This is a genomic window from Edaphobacter sp. 12200R-103 (genome assembly GCF_010093025.1).
Classification (GTDB): domain Bacteria; phylum Acidobacteriota; class Terriglobia; order Terriglobales; family Acidobacteriaceae; genus Edaphobacter.
Genome location: NZ_CP048114.1, coordinates 4,114,058 through 4,133,831, shown reverse-complemented (window position 1 = coordinate 4,133,831; position 19,774 = coordinate 4,114,058). Strand labels below are relative to the sequence as shown.

The window sequence follows — 19,774 nt, the reverse complement described above, 5'->3', positions numbered from 1 at the left end:
GACAGGATATGGAAGCTGGAGCACCGCTTGAGCAGCCTCTCTCCCCCATAGTATGAGGGATCGCCCGACAGTCCGCACAAATTGCAGAAACCCGGGCCAATCACGGCAACAGGCAACACACAAAAGGGGGATATGCAAAAAGTATTGCGTGAGTTGATCCTGTGGAGTAAAAGCCATTTACAAATTGTTTCGCCATTTATTCACGTTGAGCAGCTTCCTGGCCGATATTCCATGATGCTGTTTCCACTCAAAGCACTCTGCCGGCGACAAGGAAAAGAATGCGGAGCATCGAAGCAGGGCCTGACGAGCGAGGACCATGGATTCATAAGAGCGAGCCATCCAGGACTGGCCGCCGAGCATGGTCTGCGTGCAGGAAGGTGCTCTGGCCGGACTGGCTGAAAGACAGGCCGAGGAAGGCTGGCGAGCAGACCACTCGCAGATGGAAGCTGGCAAGGTTTTTACTACTCTTTGCGCTCTTCTGCGTAGTGGAGTTGTTGGCAGGAATGGTGCTGGCCAGGCTTTTTGAGATACATGAGACTAATCTTCCATGGATCCAGGTGTTGAACGCTCTGGTGGTCGCCGCGACGGCCTCGGCAGTCCTTCCCTCGATGCACATCGTCCGAGAGAATCGAGGACTGGCGGAGAAGGAACAGGCTCGTTTTCTGGCTGCCATGGAGTGCAGCCTGGATGATTTTTACATCTTTGACGGGATTGCAGATGAGACCGGCCGGATCGTCGATTTTCGCTTCAGCTACATCAACCCGAATGCAGAGAGAAGGCTGGGAGTACGGCGTGACGAACTGATTGGGAAACCCCTGACCTGGTTCCGCCCCTACATGACCACATCGGGGCTGATTGAAAAGTACCAGGAGGTAGTTAACACAGGACAGCCTCTTACCTGCGAGGTCTACATCGATGATGAACGCATCAAGGAGACCTGGCTGAGTCTGCAGGTGGTCAAGTTGGGGGACGGGCTGGCGATCACGAGCAGGGATGTCACAGCCAGCAGGCATATGGCAGAACATATTCAGCGGCTGGCCCACTACGATCAGCTGACGGGGCTGGCGAATCGCGCACTGCTGCAGGATCGTCTGCACCAGGCCGTTATTCGGGCGCGGCGGTACAAACACAAGGTAGCCCTGCTTGTGGTGGACATCGATCACTTTAAGAGCATCAACGATTCTCTTGGGCATTCGGCAGGAGACAGCCTTCTGGTTGCGGCCGGGCAGCGGCTGCTGTCCTCGATCCGTGAGACCGACACGGTTGCCCGCATGGGCGGAGATGAGTTTGTCGTGGTGATGCCCGACTTCAAGAGCATGGAAGATGTAAAACGATGCGGCGCACAGATTGTGAAGGCGGCATCAGAACCGATCGACCTTGGAGACCGGGAGATACGGATTACCGCCAGCGTTGGAGTCTGCACGTTTCCGGATTATGCAGAGGACGAGAAGCAGCTTTTTAGGAATGCCGATGCGGCGATGTACGTGGTTAAAAACAACGGCCGCAACGGGGTGCATGTCTTCGATGAGAGCAGCCCCACGGGTCCTGCGATGAAGATCGACGTCACCGAGCTGCATTCCCCGAAGACTCGGTCCGGCTTTTGAACGGAAACAGCGGCGCGGACGAATCCGCACCGCCGTTGAGAATTGTGCGAGTTTCAAGCTGAGACGTTTGGCCACCTGGGCTTAACCTGATGCACCAGAGACGCTATGGGCAAACTACAGGGATTCTTCAGCTTCGCCTCAGAATGACGACCTCCTGGAACGACTCACTTTCGTGAAAACTGCCTTAGTGAGAGCCTACTGCTGTCGGAGTAGCTTCCTTGCCGAGAGCGAGGCCGGGGTTCTTCGCCATGCTCAGAAGGTTTGCCATGATGCGGAAGGAACCTGGAACGCCATCGGGCATCTGGCGGAAGAACGCATAGGAGAGATAGACGTAGGCGCCCTTTCCGTACCGGGCATAGAGCAGGCCGCCCTTCTGCGGATCCTGGTCGGTATCGTGCATCTCCGTCAGGGCGACGTAGTGCGGATCCCAACTGCGCATGAAGCCGTGGCCGCGCTCCTCGACCCAGTGATCAAAATCAGCGGTTGTGATCTTGTTAGGCCAGTTCAGGACTGGATCGTTAGGGACAAGGATCTGGACCTTATTGTCCTCTTCAATCACCTTCTCAGGATCGTTGGAGAGGGAGAGTGGATAGGGGCCATAGTTGTGGTCGTACTCCTGGGTCTGGTACTGAACAATGAGGGTTCCGCCGTTGTGGACATACTCAAGAAGACGGTTGTTGAAGGTCTTGAGTTCAGGCCGCGCGGCGTAGGCACGAATACCCAGCACAATGGCGTCGTAGTGAGAGAGATCGGCTGAAGCGATCTCTCCTGCAGAGAGCATCGTGGGGTGAATGCCGATGTCCGCCAACGAGGTAGCAACGTCGTCACCGGTTCCCATAACATAGCCGATCCGGAGATCGGGCGCGGTCTTTACATCGACCGCCGTGGCCCGGTAAGTGGCCGGACGGTAGTGCGGGTAGGGACGCAAGCCAGGGTAACCAACCGTCTGGAAGCCCTGGGTAAACTTCTGCCCGTTAAACTCCGCAACTGCGGTAATAATGTAGGGCTTGGTCTGAACATTCTGCGGCTGCACACGGAAGCTTAGGTTCTGGTCCTCGCCTTCGCGGCGCGTGGCAAAGTCCGCGACCTCAGGGATTGATTTCCACCCCGCAGGAAGATCGAGCCGGATGGTTCCCTTCGCCGGTCCTTTAACGCTGCTGTGCAACTGGACGTGAAGCTCAATAGAGGCATCGTTGAGAGCGACCACGCCGGCATAAGGAGATACGGAGAGAGAGATTGCAGGAGCGATGAGCAGGGGCTCAAGAACAGGGCCCTGGCCGTTTACACGATCGACGGTCTGGACGACGCCGGACAACGTGATCGCTACATCGCGGTAGTTGACCGTCGCGGTAGCCAGAAGCGGATAGGGCCGCGTGGGAAGGTTGAGATAGCGAGGATCGTTGATGTCGTAGTAGGACTGTTCCAGGCTGGGCCGGCTGAAGTAAGGCTTCGTCAGCTCAGCCGTGCGCGGCACTGCCACATCAAGGATTTCGTCGGTCGTACCACCGGGAGCGAGCTGATGGCTGGCGGAAGAGCGAGGAGTCATCGTAAAGCCGTCACCGGCCTCGGAGATGACCTTTACTTCGCTGAGGGCCACCGGTTCCGTTCCCTGATCGGCCACGTGCACGGCGACGCCAACCTTGTTTCCGGGGACGACGGTCTGCGATGTGGGCAGCTGCGTCGACATGTCTCCGAACGGTCCAACACGTGCCGGGGCACCGGAGCCCTCGATGGTGTTGGCCATCATCGTAAGCCCAAGGGACTCCTGCAGGGCCTGGTTGAACTGCCGCTGCTTGAGCTTCAGCTCGTGCGTCATGTTGTAGCAGTCCTCTGCCGGGAGCTTGCTCTTCGCAAGCTCATCGAGCAGAGCATTGACCTGGGAGAGGCCTTTTGCGAGAACAGGTGCGATCGCTTCCGGGTTGGCTGCATTGAATGCGTGGATCGCAGACTCGACTGTCGTGTTGAGAGCGTTCAGCTTTTCACGCCACACAGCCTGCTGTTCTTTGGGAGCGTAGGAGGCAATGCCGGCCAGCGTGGTGTCGATACCATCGAAGAAGGTCTTCTCCTTCGCGGACGCCGAAACCCGCGACGCGTACAGATGATATGGAGTTGAGAAGGCCCGCGGCAGCGGAATGGCGACGCCGCCATTCTGCGTCTTCTGCTCGTTCAGACCTTCGCGCGAGAGTTGCATGTAGGAGAGACCGAGGACGGGATCATAGTTGCCGCTCGGAATTTCGACGGTCGTCGACGGGACACCCTCGATCCAGGTGTTGTCGACGTAGTTGCGGAAGCGAACGGGAGCATAGTGCCCGGTTGCGTAGTCGTAGATTCCTTTTTCGGAGACGCGGGCAAAGGGAACGCGAGCATAGACCTTGAGCGGCGACCATGGCATCAGGCCAGCCTTGATCTGATCGGGGAAGACCTTGGGATCGCCTGCCATCGCGTAGACCCGCTGCGCCGAATAGCCTGCTACCTGGTGCTGTCCGTGGCCGTCGGAGACGTTGCCGGCAAAGACGCTGGTTACCACCAGGGGACGCTGCATACGGATAACACGAACGACATCGTAAAGGACGCGCTCTTCACCCCAGGTCTTGAGCGCCTCCTCAATGGTTTTGGAGAAGCCGAAGTCCGCGACGCGCGTCCAATATTGATGCACGTCATAATAGTTGCCGGCGGCAAGGAGTTCCTGCGTCCGCAGTGTGCCAAGCTGGTCCCAGTAGTCGCCGGTCATGACGTTTTGTCCACCCTCGCCGCGATTGAGCGTGAGCAGCGTGGTGTCGACGCCCTGGCCGCGGCTCTCATAGGTGAGCATGCCGCCGTCCTCGTCATCAGGATGCGCCGTGATCATGGTGAGCGAGGCACGCGTGTGCAGCTTTTGAAGCGTCTGCGCAAGACCGACAGAGCCGCGATCGAAGGGTAGCGGCCGCGCATAGGCGGATTGATAACGGGCAGGCTCAGGCTGCTGAGCTACGGTGACGGCTCCCTGCAATGCGAAGGAGAGAGTGAGGATCGCGGCGGCAGTTCCGCGATGTACATCAGATCTCATGAACGATCAGCTCCTGGAGGATGCGACTGGTTGTATCCATGATCTTACGTTTTGGCTGCAGCTTGCCTGGCCATGAATGTTCTTTGCTGGTAATGGATACCAAAGTGGGGAAACTTTGTAAAGATTATTAACAAATTTAGGATATGATGACTCGACAGACGATCCTCCATGCGATTTCAGTCCTCCTCATCTTCTCCATATCTCTCAGGAACCGGGACGCAGCCGTCCCGTCCGTCCCATCTTCGACAGGTGAATGCGCGCGTACTCCTGCGGCTCCTGCGCGAGCATAGCCCCTGCTCCAAGGCAGATCTGGTGAGACTATCGGGTTTGAGCGCGCCGACGGTTTCAAGCGCCGTGGCGCATCTCGAATCGTTGAACCTGGTGGAAAAGCTGGGCGATGGTGAATCGAGCGGCGGTCGCCCTCCTGAGATGCTTCGCTTCAACGCGACCCGGGGCTATGTGGCAGGCATTGATATTGGCGGAACACGGCTTCGCATGGTGCTGGCGGACCTGAACGGCCGGATCGTAACCCAATGGGCGACACAGTTTACCGAGAGACAACGCACGCCAAAGGCCGTCTGTTGTCTGATCCACGACGGACTGAAGACGATGTGTCAGGAGGCGTCCACCTCGGTGAAGAAGGTCCTGGAGTTGACGGTGGGCGCTCCTGGAGTAACCAATGCCGATGCCGGAGTAGTGCTGTCGGCCCCCAATCTTAAGGACTGGAACAAGATCCCCCTGCGCACCGTACTGGAACGCGAGACCGGGATACCGACGACTGTGGAGAACGATACGAACCTGGCAGCAGTAGGCGAGCACTGGAGAGGATCGGCGACGGGAGTGGATGACTTCCTTTTTATCGCGCTGGGTACGGGAGTGGGCGCCGGCATCTTTTTGCGTGGCAGACTGCATCACGGTGCGAACTGGAGCGCCGGAGAGATTGGCTATGCGGCCGTAAACGGGCAGTCGCGACAGGCGCTGGAGGTCCGTGCAACCGGCCAGTTGGAGCGGGCGATCGGAGGCCTGGCGATTGAAGCGGAATGGCGGAGGCTGCTGAGCCGCGACCGGCGTTCCAATGGAAGCGAGCTTGAGAAGCTGCGAGCCAGTGAGATCTTCGATCTGGCTGTAGATGGCGACCGGGTGGCCGCGCAGGTCGTGCAGTATGCATCGCAGATTCTGGCAGACTGCATTGTGCAGATGTCGCTTACGCTCGACCCATCGGTGGTGATCCTGGGCGGTGGCGTCGGCTCTCACCCGGAACTGTGTAAGGCAACCGAGAAGCTGCTGGCGCGCAACGAGTTTGCGAAGCCGCAGGTGCGGTCGAGCTCGCTGGGAACGCAGGCGCAGCTCTACGGTGCCATCTGTTTGAGCCTGATTGCTTCAGAAGCTCGCCTGCTCGATTAACCTCGACAATCCAGATTTTTTATTGACAGTGCTGTGATGTTTCTCTAGTGTGAAGGCACCTTGCCACTTACTTAATAGGTTTTACTAAGTTCGAGATCGCATTCAGTCTCAGCGACAGCACCGATTTTGCACGATGGATTTAGAGGTTTTAGCGGTCCCAGGAGGCACACCTTGTCGACTCTTCGTAGCTTTCGAAGCTCTCTTCTAGGAGCCGCGATTCTAGCGGGACTCCCTGTCCTTATCTCTTCGCCGGCAGCATGGGGCCAGTCCCAATCCATCAATGGAACCATCCGTGGCCACGTCACAGACGCAAGCGGGGCCTCCATCCCTGGCGCCAGCATTACGATCTCGAATGCCGCTGTCGGCTATACCCGGACGATCCAGACGGGGGCAGATGGATATTATGTGCTGGTCAATCTTCCGCTCGGGACCTACAAGGTCTCCATCGCGAAGGACGGCTTTTCGACGGCGAACTTCGATCAGATCGTGCTGACGGCGGGCAAAGAGGCCCTGCTGGACAGCGCTCTGAACGTCGGCAGCGCCTCGGAGCAGATTGAGGTGACCGCAACCACCATTGGGATCGATCCTTCGACCCTGAACATTCAACGCACGCTGGATTCGCGCGAGGTCGAAAATCTTCCGCTTACGTCGCGCAATCCCTACAACTTCATCCTCTTCCAGCCGGGTGTCAGCGGGCACCCGAATCCGGAGCTGGGGATTCCGCGTACGCTGAACACCAACGGTCTGCTGGACCGCATCAACTACCAGATGGACGGCATGGTGAATACGCAGAGCGATCGTATCGGCCTGCGCCTGTTCCCCATCGGCAATATCTTTATTAAGGAAGTGCAGACCGTTTCCAACAGCTTTGCTCCAGAGTTCGGCTGGACCTCAGGAAACGTCTATAACGTGATTTCGAACAGCGGTACTAACGACTATCACGGCCTCTTCCAGTGGCTTCGCCGCTGGCAGGATGCGACGGCGTATCCCTTCTTCGCAAATAAGACGAAGGCAAAGCCCAACCTGGAGTTGGAAGACTACTCGGCCAATATGGGTGGTCCGGTTATTAAGGACAAACTCTTCTTCTTCGGCGCCTATGAGCACGTTGTCCGTGGATCGCCTTCACCGGTCACCATCACCCCTGCAAACGTACAGGCGCTGGGGCTCCCAGCCGATCAGGTGGCGGCTGCTCCCGGCCTGCTGCACGGAACCTTTGTGCTGGGCCGCGGCGACTGGACGATCAACAGCAAGAATTCACTGTTTATCCGATACAACTACTTCAAGAACGACTTTCCGTATAACACCCAGGTGGGCGGCCTGAACGCCCGCAGCACGGGCGTGGACTTCCTGGATCGTGCGCATGTAATTGGCATGCAGCTGACCTCGACGATCAACGATCATCTGCTGAACGAGCTTCGCTTCTCCTGGCCGTTCCGCAACAACTCCCACTTCCCGGGCCCGCAGGGCGGGAAGGACCCGGCTATTGTGATCACGGGCGTTGCCAATATCGGAGCTTCCTATAGCGGAGGAGACCAGTACACAGATAAGGTTCCAAGCGGCAGTGACAACATCACTTATATTCGCGGGGAGCATACCTTCAAGGGCGGCTTCAGCCTTGCGCAACTGATTAATCGTCAGCGTTTTCAAAGCTTCAATCGGTACACCTTCAGTTCCCTCGATAGCTATCTTGCAGCAGCTAATGGGACGAATCCGTATGGCTACACCCAGTTCGACAGCCAGCAGGACCCCAACGGAATTGGGTATGCGTCACTCTTCTTCGGAGCATACGTTCAAGACACCTGGCGCGTCACGCCAAAGCTGACGGTGATCTATGGCGGCCGCTACGATCGGTTTAAAGGGCCTCAGGCAAATCCGAACGCACCATTTATCAACTCGCGCAAGTTCAACACGCCGAATGCCAACTTTGCGCCGCGACTTGGATTCTCCTATCAACTGGATGACCGCACGAACGTCAAGGCATCCGTCGGCATGTTCTACCAGTCAACTCCAACCAACCTCTGGTTCAATGCGCTGGGACTGGATGGATCGAACCGCACCAACACGTTCAGCATCACCCAGCCGGCGGGGGCAACATCAGGCGTCCTCGCGTTTCCCAACATTCCAAGCAGCGGAACCGCAGCCCCGCAGAATGTCACAACCATCTCTCCGGACTTCAAGAACGAATACACCTGGAATGCTACGCTGCAGGTGTCGCATGAGTTCAGCCGCTATGACACCTTCAAGCTGGGCTACATCATGACGAGCGGCCGCAACCTGATGTACCAGCACAACATCAATCCCATCTTCAGCCTGTCGAACGTCACCGGCTATCTTGCGGACGGCAGGCCGATCCTTGGGGCAGCGCGGCTTGACTCCCGATTCAACCAGATCAACCAGGTTGAATCCGGAGCAAACACCAGCTTCAATGCGCTGCTGGTGAGCTACGTTCGCAGCCTCTCGCATGGCATCCAGATCAACGCGAACTACACTTGGTCGCATACGATCTCAGACGGCCCCGAGGTAGATACCTTTGAGCAGAACCTGAGCATTCAGGACACGACCAACCTGAAGCGCGACCGCAGCAACAGCATCGTCAACCATCCGAATGCATTCAACCTGACGGCCGTCCTGCAGCCCGAGTTCAGCCTGAGCAAGGGCTTCTGGAATACGCTGGCGAACGACAATATGGTTGCGCTGCTGGCAAATGTAAGCTCTGGCGATCAGCAGAACATCATTACCAATGTGTCTCTCAATGGAGACTCGTCGGTGGCAAGCGTCACCCGCCCGCTGTTTGTCGGCAGGAACTCACTGCGTTCCCCCAGCGTGTATCAGATTGACGGGCGCTACACGCGAACCTTCCCCAAGCTGTTTGAGCGGATCTCGCCGTCGTTCCTGCTGGAGGCAAACAACATCTTCAACCACACCAATGTGACCAACCTGTCACCGACACAGTCGGTCGTCCGGACGGCGAACTCTCCGCTGGGCCCGATCGGAACACCCTCCGGGCCTCTGGCTATCAACCGTACCTCCGTATTGGAGGCTCGCATCGTTCAATTCGGCGTTGCGGCACGCTGGTAATGGATCCCGGGTGACGCAGATCAGATGATGATTTGCGTCACCTTTTTTACGTCTTAAACCTGAAATTCCAAGAGGACGTCTGATGGAAAACCCCGGCCCGAAGGCGAAGTTCCCTGCCCCTGTCTATCGCGAAACGATTCTGGCGCCGGTCTTCGCCGATGCGAAGCGATACTTTCTGGAGCCTCTGCTGGAGATTGAGTACGCGCACACGCTTATGCTGGCGCGGCAGGAAATTATGCCTCTCGCAGAAGCCGCTGCGTGCATTCGCGCGCTGGATAGTCTTAGCCGGGATGAGATCCTATCTGCGGAATACGACGGCAGCTTTGAAGATCTGTTCTTCTTTCTTGAGAAGAAACTCGCGGCGATCTGCGGCGCAGAGGTGGCAGGCAAGATGCACACGGCACGCAGCCGTAACGACATCGATCTGACGATGTACCGCATGGTCCTTCGCAGACGGCTTCTTCAGATCTTCGAAGCTCTTTTGAACCTGCGGCAGTCGCTGGTAGAGCTTGCATGGAAACATCGCGGGACGCTGATGCCCGCATACACCCATAATCAGCCGGCTCAACCGACGACCCTGGGCCACTACCTGATGGCCTATATCGAGATTCTCGAGCGTGACGCCGAACGCATCCGCGACAGTTACGCACGGGTCAACCGCAATCCTCTGGGAGCATGCGCCATCACCACAACCGGCTTTCCCATCGACCGGAGCTTTACGATGCGGTTGCTGGGATTCGACGCGCTGCAAGTGAACTCCTATGGAGCGATTGCTGCGGTGGACTACGTTGCGGAGTGCTGCGGCAACCTGGCAACGGCCATGCTGAGCCTGGGACGCTTTGCGCAGGACCTGCTGCTGTGGAGCACCGTTGAATTCGGATATCTCCGCCTCAGCGATGCTTTTGTGCAGATCTCAAGCATCATGCCGCAGAAGCGAAACCCGGTTCCGCTGGAGCATGTGCGGGTATTGGCGAGCCGCGCCTTGTTTGAGGCTCAAAGTATCGTAGGAATCCTGCACAATACGCCTTTTGCAGACATGAACGACGCGGAAGACGATCTGCAGCCGCTGGCCTACACGGCGTTCGACGATGCCGAGCGTAGCGTTCGACTGCTGAACGGCGTTGTGCAAGATGCAGAGTTCAATACCGACGCGATGGGAAAAGCAGCCGATGGAAACTTTCTTCCGGTCACCGAGCTGGCCGATACGCTGGTCCGGGAGACGGCCATGAGCTTCCACAGCGCTCATGGCATTGTGAGCAGGGCAGTGCGCGAGCTTGGTCGGGACTACGACGCGGATGCCATGGCGGCGATCGTCGAACGCGAGGTGAAGAGCCAGTACACCGTGGCACGCGAGACGATTCGAGGCGCCCTCAGCGCGAAGAACTTCGTAGCGGTACGAAAGATTGCCGGTGGCCCTGCTGCCGAAGTCCTGGAACCGGAGATTATGCGCGCCCGCGAAGCCACAGCCACTGACCGGAAGTGGCTTGAGCAAAGAGAGCATATGCTGGCAGAAGCACGCGAGACGGTGAGGAACGAGTGCAATCATCTGATGGGACAGGTGGATGGATATTAATCGCGCAGGACCAGGTGTAACGACCGAGAAAAGACCTGCAGAGCTGGAGCGTGGACTCTCGACCTCTTCTGCGCTGGGGCTGAACGTGATCGGCATGGTTGGAATTGGCCCCTTCGTAACGCTTCCACTGATTGTTGCGGCGATGGGCGGACCGCAGGCGATGCTGGGATGGATTCTGGGGGCCGCACTTTCGTTCTGCGATGGAATGGTCTGGAGCGAGCTGGGGACGACGTACCCCGAGGCCGGAGGCTCCTATGCTTATCTGAAACACCTCTATGGCGAACGCAGGCTGGGACGGGTGTTCTCCTTCCTCTATGCCTGGCAAATTCTCTTCAGCTCCCCTTTATCCATCGCGTCCGGATGCATCGGCTTTGCTCAATACATCAGCTTCTTCGTTCCACATTCGGTCAACCCACTGTTCTCCGCAAGATTATTAGGCGTCCCGCTGGTCCTGAGCGGACAGACCTTGATCGCCATGAGCGCGTGCCTGCTTGCCCTGCTGGTTCTGTACCGCAGCATCGTCGCGATCGACAAGATCGTGCGCTGGCTTGGCATCGCAGTGGTGCTTACGCTGGTCTTTATCATCTTTGCCGGCTTTACTCACTTCGATTCGAAGATCGCCTTCGACTTCCCTGCCGGCGCTTTTCAGCTCAACCACGCGTTCTTTATCGGACTTGGAGCGGGCCTGCTGGTTGCAGCATACGATTACGGCGGCTACTACAGCGCCTGCTTCCTCGGCGCCGAGGTGCGCGATCCGCAGCGTACGATTCCGAGGGCCGTGCTCGGCTCGGTCGCTATCGTGGGCACGCTGTATCTGCTGATGAACATCAGCGTGCTGGGCGTGCTGCCCTGGCGCGAGATGATGCACGATAACGGAAGCCATGCGCGCATGTTCACCATGGCGGTCTTCATGGAACGGCTGTATGGCCATACCGCGGCTGGCATTATCGTCATTCTGATCGCCGTGGCTGCGCTCTGCTCCGTCTTTGCGCTGTTGCTCGGTCAGTCGCGCATTCCATTTGCCGCAGCTCGCGACGGCAACTTCCCTGGGTGGTTTGGAGCGATTCACCCCCGGCTGCGGATGCCGCACCATGCGCTGTTGACGCTCGGCGCGATGACCATGATCTGCTGCATCTTCCGGCTGCAGGAGGTCATCACAGCGCTGGTGGTCATCCGTATCCTGTTTCAGTTTCTTCTGCAGGGACTGGCAGTCCTTCTGCCGAAGCACCAGCGCGAGCGCAAAGTGCGCGGATTCAGGATGCCGCTGTATCCTCTGCCGGCGCTGCTGGCCATTGCCGGATTTACCTTCATCCTGTTTTCGCGTCCGAACTTTTCGCGCGAGATACGCACGGCAGGGCTGATCCTCCTGGCTGGCCTCGCGGTCTACAGCATCCGCTTTCTCCGCGGCCGTCAGCAAATCAATCCGTAGCTGCTACAGGGAATAAGCTATTTCAGAAGTTCGCGATAGTCCTCGCGGGTGGGAGTGAATACGTCGAGGACCTCTGACGCCTCGAGCGCGGAGGCCTGGTGCTCCATGCCTCCATCGACGATGAAACTGTCTCCAGCGTGCGCGTCGAAGACCTTTCCCCCAACGTCGACACGAATAGCGCCGCTGACCACGTAGACGAGCTGGTGATGAGGGTGGCTGTGCCGCGCTCCAACCCAGTCTGCATCGAAGAAGTGGCGGATAAGCATGAGCTGATCGGTGTTGGCCAGAACCTGGCGGCGCATGCCGGGTTCCGGGGTAAAGGTCTTTGGTTCTTCATTGCGAACGAGGCTCATGCTGCTCTCCTTTCTGCCAGTGTACTAAGCGCGTCACGTTTGAGAGCACGCAAACGGGGTGAGCCGGATTTCGACTCACCCCGTTGCGTGCTGTTGGAGCGGTTACTGCTTGGCTGGATGTGGGTAGTCCACCCGCAGCGAAAGAATCTCGTAGGGATGAATGTGCGCCGTCACCTTATCGCCGGAGACCGTAAGGGGAGAGCCCGTGGGCTTCTCCATCAGGTTGGTCTCTGTTGCCGCCGTGGCTCCTGCAGGAACCGTGAAGGTAACGTCGCCCTGCTTACCAGCCCACTCGACGACGCGGAAGATGAGCGCATTGTCGTCTTCCGACTTTTTAAGGGCCGTAAGCACAACATTGTCGGGCGCCACTGAAGCGTAGGAGTGCTCGAGCGGAAGCGCTCCGGCATGTGGAGGCACCTGTTGGGCGCGCAGCTCATAGTTATATTCATATCCTTTGCGCTCCGTCAGAGCCTGCTTCCAGCTTCCGCCATGCGGATAGAGAGCATAGCTGAAGTGCTGGTGTCCACGGTCTGCATCGGGGTCAGGCCAGGTTGGAGAACGCAGCAGGGTGAGGCGCAGCGTATTGCCCACGGCATCGTAGCCGTATTTTGCTTCGTTCAGCAGGCTGAAGCCGTGATGGCCGTCGCCCAGATCGGCCCAGCGCAGTGCTGGAACTTCAAAGCGAGCCTTCTCCCAGGAGTTGTCGCGGGTTGTAGGCCGCTCAATCGAGCCGTAAGGAATCTCGTAGGTCGCCATCGGACCGGAGGCCGCCAGCGGAAACGCCGCCTTCAGCAGAACGTGCGTCTCGTGCCAATCGATGTCATTGATCACATCGACGGTGTTGCTGTTGGCATACAGCTGGATGTCCTGCACGAACTTCGACTTCTGCCAGGTCCGGCTGACGCGGATGACCGAGCGCATCGGCCCGTCTTCTACCAATTGGACCGAATCGACCTCGGTGATGGGGGTCATGTGGTCGAGCGTTCCGGGATCGATGTTCCAGGCGTCATAGTTCTTCGGCAGGTCGGCAAAGGTCTGCAACTGGTTGCCGCAGGCTCCCTTGGCGATGGATTCAAAGTTTGTCTTCTTATCGAAGAGACTGGTAATGCAGCCCGTCCCGGGATCGACCTCGACACGGAGAAATGCATTCTCCATCGTCGTGTCCGATGCCTTCAAATCCGTCTTGAAAGGCTTGTCTCCGGCGACGGCATGCAGCACCTTGTAACCCAGCGAGGGAACATCCTGCGCCTGAACCAGCAGCTTGTATGCGCCGGTCTTTGCGTCACTTGAAAGAACTTTGGTCGGCACCACATTGTTGTGGTCATCCAGCAGTGAAATGCCATTGCCCGAGGCCTCAGGAAGCTGCACGTTCACCATGGTCACGCCGGTATGGTTCCAGGCCAGTGGATTGAAGACCAGCACTGGAGCATCTCCCGCGGCCTTTGTATCGATGTTCTCACCCAGCGCGTGCAGGGACTTCGACGAGATCTCGTTGGTCTCGAGCCGTACCTGATCGAACTCCGCCTGAGCCTCTTTGTAGATGATAGCGATACCCGATCCGGCGGCGAGATCGTGGAAGCCGTTGAAGGCAATCTTCTTCCATGCATCTGTAAGCTGATCGTTGGGATAGGAGTTGCCATTGAGCCAGGCCAGGGACGCATACTTCTCGGCGTTGAGCGTCTGCTCTTCGCTCTCGCGCATGTTGCGCTTGTGCTGCGCCTGTGTGGTGAAGACGCCGCGGTGGTACTCGAGGTACATCTCGTCGTCCCAGGTAGGAATGCTGATCTTGCCTGCCTCTGCGGCTGGGTACTTATAGCCCTTTGCGATGGAGCTATAGTTCCAGGTCTGCGACTCGGGAGCCAGCTTCGTCTCGACGCTGTTGAAGTAGCTCTGGGCCGTACCAAACCGCATCTTTGGGACGATCATATTATCCTTCGCCCAATGATTGCCCTGATCGAGCATGGCGCGCGTAGGACCGCCGCCGTGATCTCCTACGCCGTAGAGATCCATCATCTCCTCCATGCCGGGGGAGCGCTGGCGAGCGGTAGCAAGATCGGCAGAGAGACGGACAGGATTCAGATTGTTATTCGCGTAGTCGTGAGGAAAGTACGTCAGGACCTTGCTGCCGTCGGGCGACTCCCACCAGAAGAGTTTGAAGGGGAGCTGGTTGGTATCGTTCCAGGTCATCTTCTGGGTGACGAAGTAGTCGACGCCAGACCTTTTATAAATCTGCGGCAGCTGCCAGTTGTAGCCGAAGGAGTCCGGATTCCAGCCGATGCGGACATCGACGCCGTACTCTTTCTGGAACCAGCGCTTGCCGATCAGCAGAGAGCGGACCTGGGACTCGCCATCGGGCATGTTCAGGTCAGGCTCGACCCACATCCCGCCGACAACCTCCCAGCGGCCCTCCTTGATCCGTTTTTTGATCTCATCGTTGATGGCCGGGTACTTGGTAGCCATCCAGTCGTTGTAAGCAGCGGCAGACTGCGTATAGGTGTAGTCGGGATATTCATTCAGCAACTGCAGCGCGGTCGAGAAGGTTCGCTTGACGACATCTACCGTCTCCGAGACAGGCCAGAGCCACGCCGCATCGATGTGCGAGTTACCCGTGAGATGAAGCGTCGCCTGCTGCAGAGTCGGCTTCAGCGTCTCAAGCTGCTGGGTGGCGGAGTTGAGCGAAGCGTCGAATTTGGGTTGGTTATTCGCGTCTAGCGCTGAAAGATCGACGGTGCCGATCGACTTTTCGAGCGTCGCCATATCCTGCTTCGGCTGCCTGGAAAGCGACGGCAGCAGGACAGCGGTCGATAGGAACTCGAGCCGCAGGTCCGAAGGATTCGGACGTCCCTTGGCGAACTCAATACGCGTCGAGACAGCAGCGAAGTTTTTGGTGTCCACGGTCTGCAGCAGCTTGACGGCTACCAGCACTTTGTCGCCAGGCTTTGCCTGATCAAACAGAACGATGGGCTCAAGATCGTCGCCCAGAGCAACGCGCCGCCCGTTGAAGTACACGATCTCCGGGACCGGCCCGTTTGCATTGGCGCGGAACTGGAACCAGATGCGCGCGCCAGTGAGGTCATATCCATTCAGCGTCTTCGGAACCTCAATCAGCCGACGATACCAGACAGCCTCGTTCGGCGCCTTGCTGTGCGGCTTCGCCACCGGCCACGACGAATCGTTCAACGAAGGGTCCTCTCCGTGCGCCAGATCGCCGACATGATAGTGCCACTCGTCTACCGGAAGATTCTCAAACGAAGCCAGCCGCTCGATGGTCTTCTGCGACTGCGGAGACAGCGTTTGCAAAATCTGCGAGACCTCTTTTGGCGACTGTGCCTGGATCAGAGGACAGACGAAGAAGACCAGGGCAAAGAGCATCTTTGTCATGGTTCGCGGCGCAGGAAGGCGAACAGGAACGATCAACGTATGACTCCTTAAGAGACATCCGGCGTCGATTTTCGACGGGGGTTAGCGGTAAAGCTGAACAGTTGGGAGTCTAACGCACTTTCGCCCTCCCATGTGGGAGGGCGAGATGAATGTAGTGCAAAGCGCAGGGAATCTACTGTTTTAATACCGATTCTAAAAAGGTCAACGCACGCGGATCGCCCGACTGTCCCAGCCAGAAGAAGGCATCTTTGCGCACTATTGGATTTTTATTGGTCTGAGCCACATGAATCAGCTGAGGGATGCCCTCATCTTTTGGCAATTGACTCAACGCGAAGACTGCCTTCTTCTTCACCTGCTGGTCGGGATCATTCTCAATGGCATTGGTCAGTGTTGCGGTAGCTTTCTTTCCCGCCTTCTGGCCCAGCCAGAAGATAGCCTGGCTGCGCACGTTAGGATCGGCATTGGATTTGGCCAGCGTCAATAAATCCTGCAGGGCAGCAGGGTCGCGGCTGATGGAGATATCGAAGACCAGCTTCTCGCGCAACTTCTTATCCTGTTCAGTCGCCATCAACTTTTCCAGAACCTGCAATCCCTCGTGGCCGCGCTCAGCTCCCAGCCAGAAGGCCGCCTTCTCGCGCAGCCGTGAAGGATTCGCCGGGGCTGCGAGCTTCGAGAGCTGCGCAGTTGCTGACGGCGCCGCATGTAGTGCGATCGAGGCCAGCGCACCATCAACCACGCGGTTTTCCGCGCTCGGAGCGCCGGCGAGCTGCGCCAGAAAACGTATGCTGTCTTCGGGGTCGACGCCGGTAAGCCATGTGAAAGGAACGCCTCCTGCATTGATGCGGCATCCCGTGTTCACCGGGCGGACCTTGCTCATCGTCCCCTGTTCCAATCGGAGCAGGACATATACTTTGCCAGGCTCAGTCGCTTGCGTGGACTCAATCACACGCTCTCCTGATCCTTCGAGCTGAACCTCACTGCAGCATCCATCGTCAGACGAGGCGCCATTCGAATCGCCACATGAAGATGAATGGCTTCGTGGAAGAGCCGGCACTTCATATCCAATCCAAATCGGCTGGCTGGAGTGCTGAAATCGCGTCACCGTCGCGGACAGTCCTGAGCTCGCTGGCTCAGTGTTCATCTGCGTGTTGGAGACTCGCGGCTGCTGTCCGGAGAAGGCGACTGCAGACGCACTAAGGATGAGAGCAATAACGAGATTGCTGTTCACGGACGTACCCTCCCTGCTGAGAACGCTGTTATTTGTTGAGAATCTCCATCATGTAATCGCTGGCTTCCTTGTCGTGCATGACGCTGAGCCTGGAGACGATCATCTGCTTCATCTCAGGATTCTTTTCTGCACGGGCAAGTGCTACGAGGTCATGCGCATCTCTCGAGAGGAAGAGACCTTCGATCGCAGACCTCTTCGACTCAGGATCGGAGCTGCTCTGGTACGCCTTCACCAGTTGCGGTGCAGCCGAGGCGCCTCCAGCGATTCCCATGTTGCGAATGGCCTTGCGGCGAAGCTCGAGGTCCTGCTCGGTCTTCGCAATCTCGCTCAATGCATCCATGCCGCGTGGGCCTGATGCGGTGAGAGAACTGAGGATGGACGATTTGATCTGGTTATCTTTTGTATCGTGATAAAGCTGTGTCAATGCAGAGACTGCGGCCATCGCGCCGAGTTCCTGCACAGCAGCCTTCGACAGTGCCGGGTTCTGCTCCGCCCGTGCAGCCTCCAGCAGCCTATCCTGCGAGCCTGAGATCAGATATGACTGCAGAATGGCGCGTTTTACGGCTTCATTTGCCGTGTGCTGATATACATCGCCCAACATCGCAGCCGATTGCTTGCCTTTGATCGCGGCATACATCCGGATGGCGCGAACCTGGAGCGCCGGATTCGATTGGCCACGTGCAATATCGCCGATCAGCTTCTCTGCCTCCGGGGAGTTGCTGTTGGCCAGCACGAAAAGAGCACGCTCCTTCAGCTTCTCCGATCCGTTGCCGTTGAGTATCTGCTGAATTGCCGGCATAGCTCGCGCCTGGTCCTGCTGCATCAGCGCATTCAGCGCTAGCAGCTTCAGTTCGTCGTCGCCCGTGGCTTGCGGAGAGACTGGCTGTCCGCTGCGGCGCTGCATCTCGATGCGCAGCGCGTCGCACTCCGCAATCCATCGACTTTGCGGAAATTTATGACCAAGATTCGCGCAGGTCTCCAGCGCTTTGGCCTGCTGGCCTTCTTTGTTCTGCGCATAGGCTGCCCAGTACAGGGCAGCATCGGCACGATCTCCGCCCTGCCCGGCGATCTTAGTGAAGGTCGCTTCCGCATCGGACCAGCGCCCATCATTGATGGCTCGCGTGCCGTCAGCATAGTCATTGCCTCGCTGATCGACGGCCGGCGTTACCGGAGGATTAGCTGCGGTCGCAACGACTGGTTGAACGCAAAACGCTGCGGGTGCGGTCAAGATAGACACCAGAACAGCGAGTGGAATGATCGATATAGCTTTCATAGGATGGAAACCCCTTTCCCTGCCACCGCGGTACTTCCCTTCCGGTTCACGTCTTCCTGCACCCGGGAGCGGAGGACACGAACTTCGAAGAGAAGGCCGTCGGTGTTCATCTCTTTCTGCAATTCGTCGAGCTTCGCCTGCGACAGGCCGGCAGGCTCGTTCGAGACCTCAATCAAAACGCGCTCAAGATGGTCGAGTGCGGACGCGAGCGCGGGATCTCCCTGCTGCCTGATGCTTTCGCGGTACAGACGGTTCGCCGAGAGCAGATCGCGCGCTTCAGCCTGTAATGGCGCCTCCGTCGAAGGTTCGGCATGCTTCAACTCCACCAGAAGCCTCTCGGAGCGATCGAGGTGATCCCCAAGCACCAGCAGCACCACACGCTGCCTTCCCTGCTCCTGGTTCGCAACATTTACCGGAGCGGTTCCATTGCGATGTTCCCACTGGCGCCCTGCGAAAAAGGCTGCCGCGAGGAGGAGACAGGCCGTCGCGGCAGCAAAGCTCCAGTGCAAACCGAACCATCCCCGGAGCGACCTTTTTTTAGTTGGCTCGTAGGCTGACACAGATCCCCGAATCGAGCGCCAGACCTCTTCGCCATACGCTCCATCGCGCGGCGGAACAGCATAGGGCTTGAGATCTTTCAGATCGTGGACCAGCGATTCGTAACTCTGCGCACATTCGCTGCACGTCTCAAGATGCCGGCTGATCGCAGCAGGCGATTCAGCCTCGCCGTAGTAGTAGTCGATGAGCTGTTCTTCACTGATGTGTTTCATGGGTTCACCCGGAGTGGAGCAAGGCTGCGGCGCAGCTTCTGCACCGCACGAAAGACAGCCTGCTTGGCGGCGTTAGGAGCGATCTCGAGCGCAGTCGCAATTTCAGTCGTGGAGCGGTCTTCCATATGGCGAAGGATGAAAGCCGTACGTTCTGTCGCAGTCAGGCTTGCCATCGCTGCGGCTTGCAGAGATTCGATCTCGCGGCTCAGAAGCGTTCGTTCCGGCCCGGCTGCAGTGTCGGCGACCTGCACCTGCCGCATCACCGGGTCCGTCTCTTCGCCGATGTGGCAGATTGCTTCGTGTTTGCGTTTGTTGACCATATTGAGTGCGCAGTTAACTGCGATTCTGTAGATCCAGGTCCCGAACTCCGACCGGGACTCAAAGCTCTGGAGTCTCCGGAAGCCCCGAAGAAAGGCCTCCTGGACCACTTCGTCGGCGTCGGCCTCGTCGCCGGTAATCCGGAAGGCGGCACGAAAGACGTTCTGGCTGTGACGAGCGACGAGCATGCCATAAGCGTCTTTATCTCCGGCCAGTACCATCCGGATAATCGTGTGGTCGTTGACTTCCATTCAGCGCATTAGACAAGCAAATCGCGGTGCGGTTAGGAAGATTTTTTTCGCAGGAGCGGCAGATGC

The 19,774-nt window shown here is 58.0% G+C and carries 12 protein-coding genes; 5 read left to right on the top strand and 7 right to left on the bottom strand.

Annotation, left to right across the window (positions count from 1 at the left end):
- The first annotated feature begins 278 nt into the window (after positions 1-278).
- Complete coding sequence (locus GWR55_RS17115) at positions 279-1,604, top strand: GGDEF domain-containing protein (protein ID WP_162403336.1); 1,326 nt, start codon at positions 279-281, stop codon at positions 1,602-1,604.
- A 184-nt stretch (positions 1,605-1,788) separates the two neighbouring features.
- On the opposite strand, the gene GWR55_RS17110 is transcribed toward GWR55_RS17115, so the two are convergent.
- Positions 1,789-4,650, bottom strand: a complete 2,862-nt coding sequence (locus tag GWR55_RS17110) for a PIG-L family deacetylase (RefSeq protein ID WP_162403335.1) — start codon at positions 4,648-4,650, stop codon at positions 1,789-1,791.
- A gap of 168 nt (positions 4,651-4,818) precedes the next feature.
- Between GWR55_RS17110 and GWR55_RS17105 the strand changes: the two genes are divergently transcribed.
- From GWR55_RS17105 to GWR55_RS17090, 4 genes are all read left to right on the top strand, one after another.
- Entirely contained in the window at positions 4,819-6,054 is a 1,236-nt protein-coding gene (locus GWR55_RS17105) for an ROK family transcriptional regulator (RefSeq protein WP_162403334.1), read from the top strand.
- Between the two features lie 171 nt (positions 6,055-6,225).
- Positions 6,226-9,132, top strand: a complete 2,907-nt coding sequence (locus GWR55_RS17100; RefSeq protein ID WP_162403333.1) for a TonB-dependent receptor — start codon at positions 6,226-6,228, stop codon at positions 9,130-9,132.
- Positions 9,133-9,214: 82 nt separating this feature from the next.
- Positions 9,215-10,705: an argininosuccinate lyase gene (gene argH, locus GWR55_RS17095; RefSeq protein WP_162403332.1), complete on the top strand. Its 1,491-nt coding sequence runs from the start codon at positions 9,215-9,217 to the stop codon at positions 10,703-10,705.
- A complete protein-coding gene (locus tag GWR55_RS17090; protein ID WP_162403331.1) occupies positions 10,695-12,134 on the top strand; it encodes an APC family permease in 1,440 nt (479 codons plus the stop codon). Before argH ends, GWR55_RS17090 begins: the two co-directional genes overlap by 11 nt.
- A gap of 17 nt (positions 12,135-12,151) precedes the next feature.
- Here the strand turns inward: GWR55_RS17090 and GWR55_RS17085 are convergent, their stop codons facing one another.
- From GWR55_RS17085 to GWR55_RS17060, 6 genes are all read right to left on the bottom strand, one after another.
- Entirely contained in the window at positions 12,152-12,487 is a 336-nt protein-coding gene (locus GWR55_RS17085; RefSeq protein WP_162403330.1) for a cupin domain-containing protein, read from the bottom strand.
- Between the two features lie 102 nt (positions 12,488-12,589).
- Complete coding sequence (locus GWR55_RS17080) at positions 12,590-15,904, bottom strand: glycoside hydrolase family 38 C-terminal domain-containing protein (protein WP_238398492.1); 3,315 nt, start codon at positions 15,902-15,904, stop codon at positions 12,590-12,592.
- 136 nt (positions 15,905-16,040) lie between these two features.
- Positions 16,041-16,745, bottom strand: a complete 705-nt coding sequence (locus GWR55_RS17075) for a HEAT repeat domain-containing protein (protein WP_162403329.1) — start codon at positions 16,743-16,745, stop codon at positions 16,041-16,043.
- A 379-nt stretch (positions 16,746-17,124) separates the two neighbouring features.
- Entirely contained in the window at positions 17,125-18,333 is a 1,209-nt protein-coding gene (locus GWR55_RS17070; protein ID WP_162403328.1) for a HEAT repeat domain-containing protein, read from the bottom strand.
- 32 nt (positions 18,334-18,365) lie between these two features.
- Entirely contained in the window at positions 18,366-19,139 is a 774-nt protein-coding gene (locus tag GWR55_RS17065; protein WP_162403327.1) for a hypothetical protein, read from the bottom strand.
- Complete coding sequence (locus GWR55_RS17060) at positions 19,136-19,708, bottom strand: RNA polymerase sigma factor (RefSeq protein ID WP_162403326.1); 573 nt, start codon at positions 19,706-19,708, stop codon at positions 19,136-19,138. Before GWR55_RS17060 ends, GWR55_RS17065 begins: the two co-directional genes overlap by 4 nt.
- Positions 19,709-19,774 lie beyond the last annotated feature (66 nt).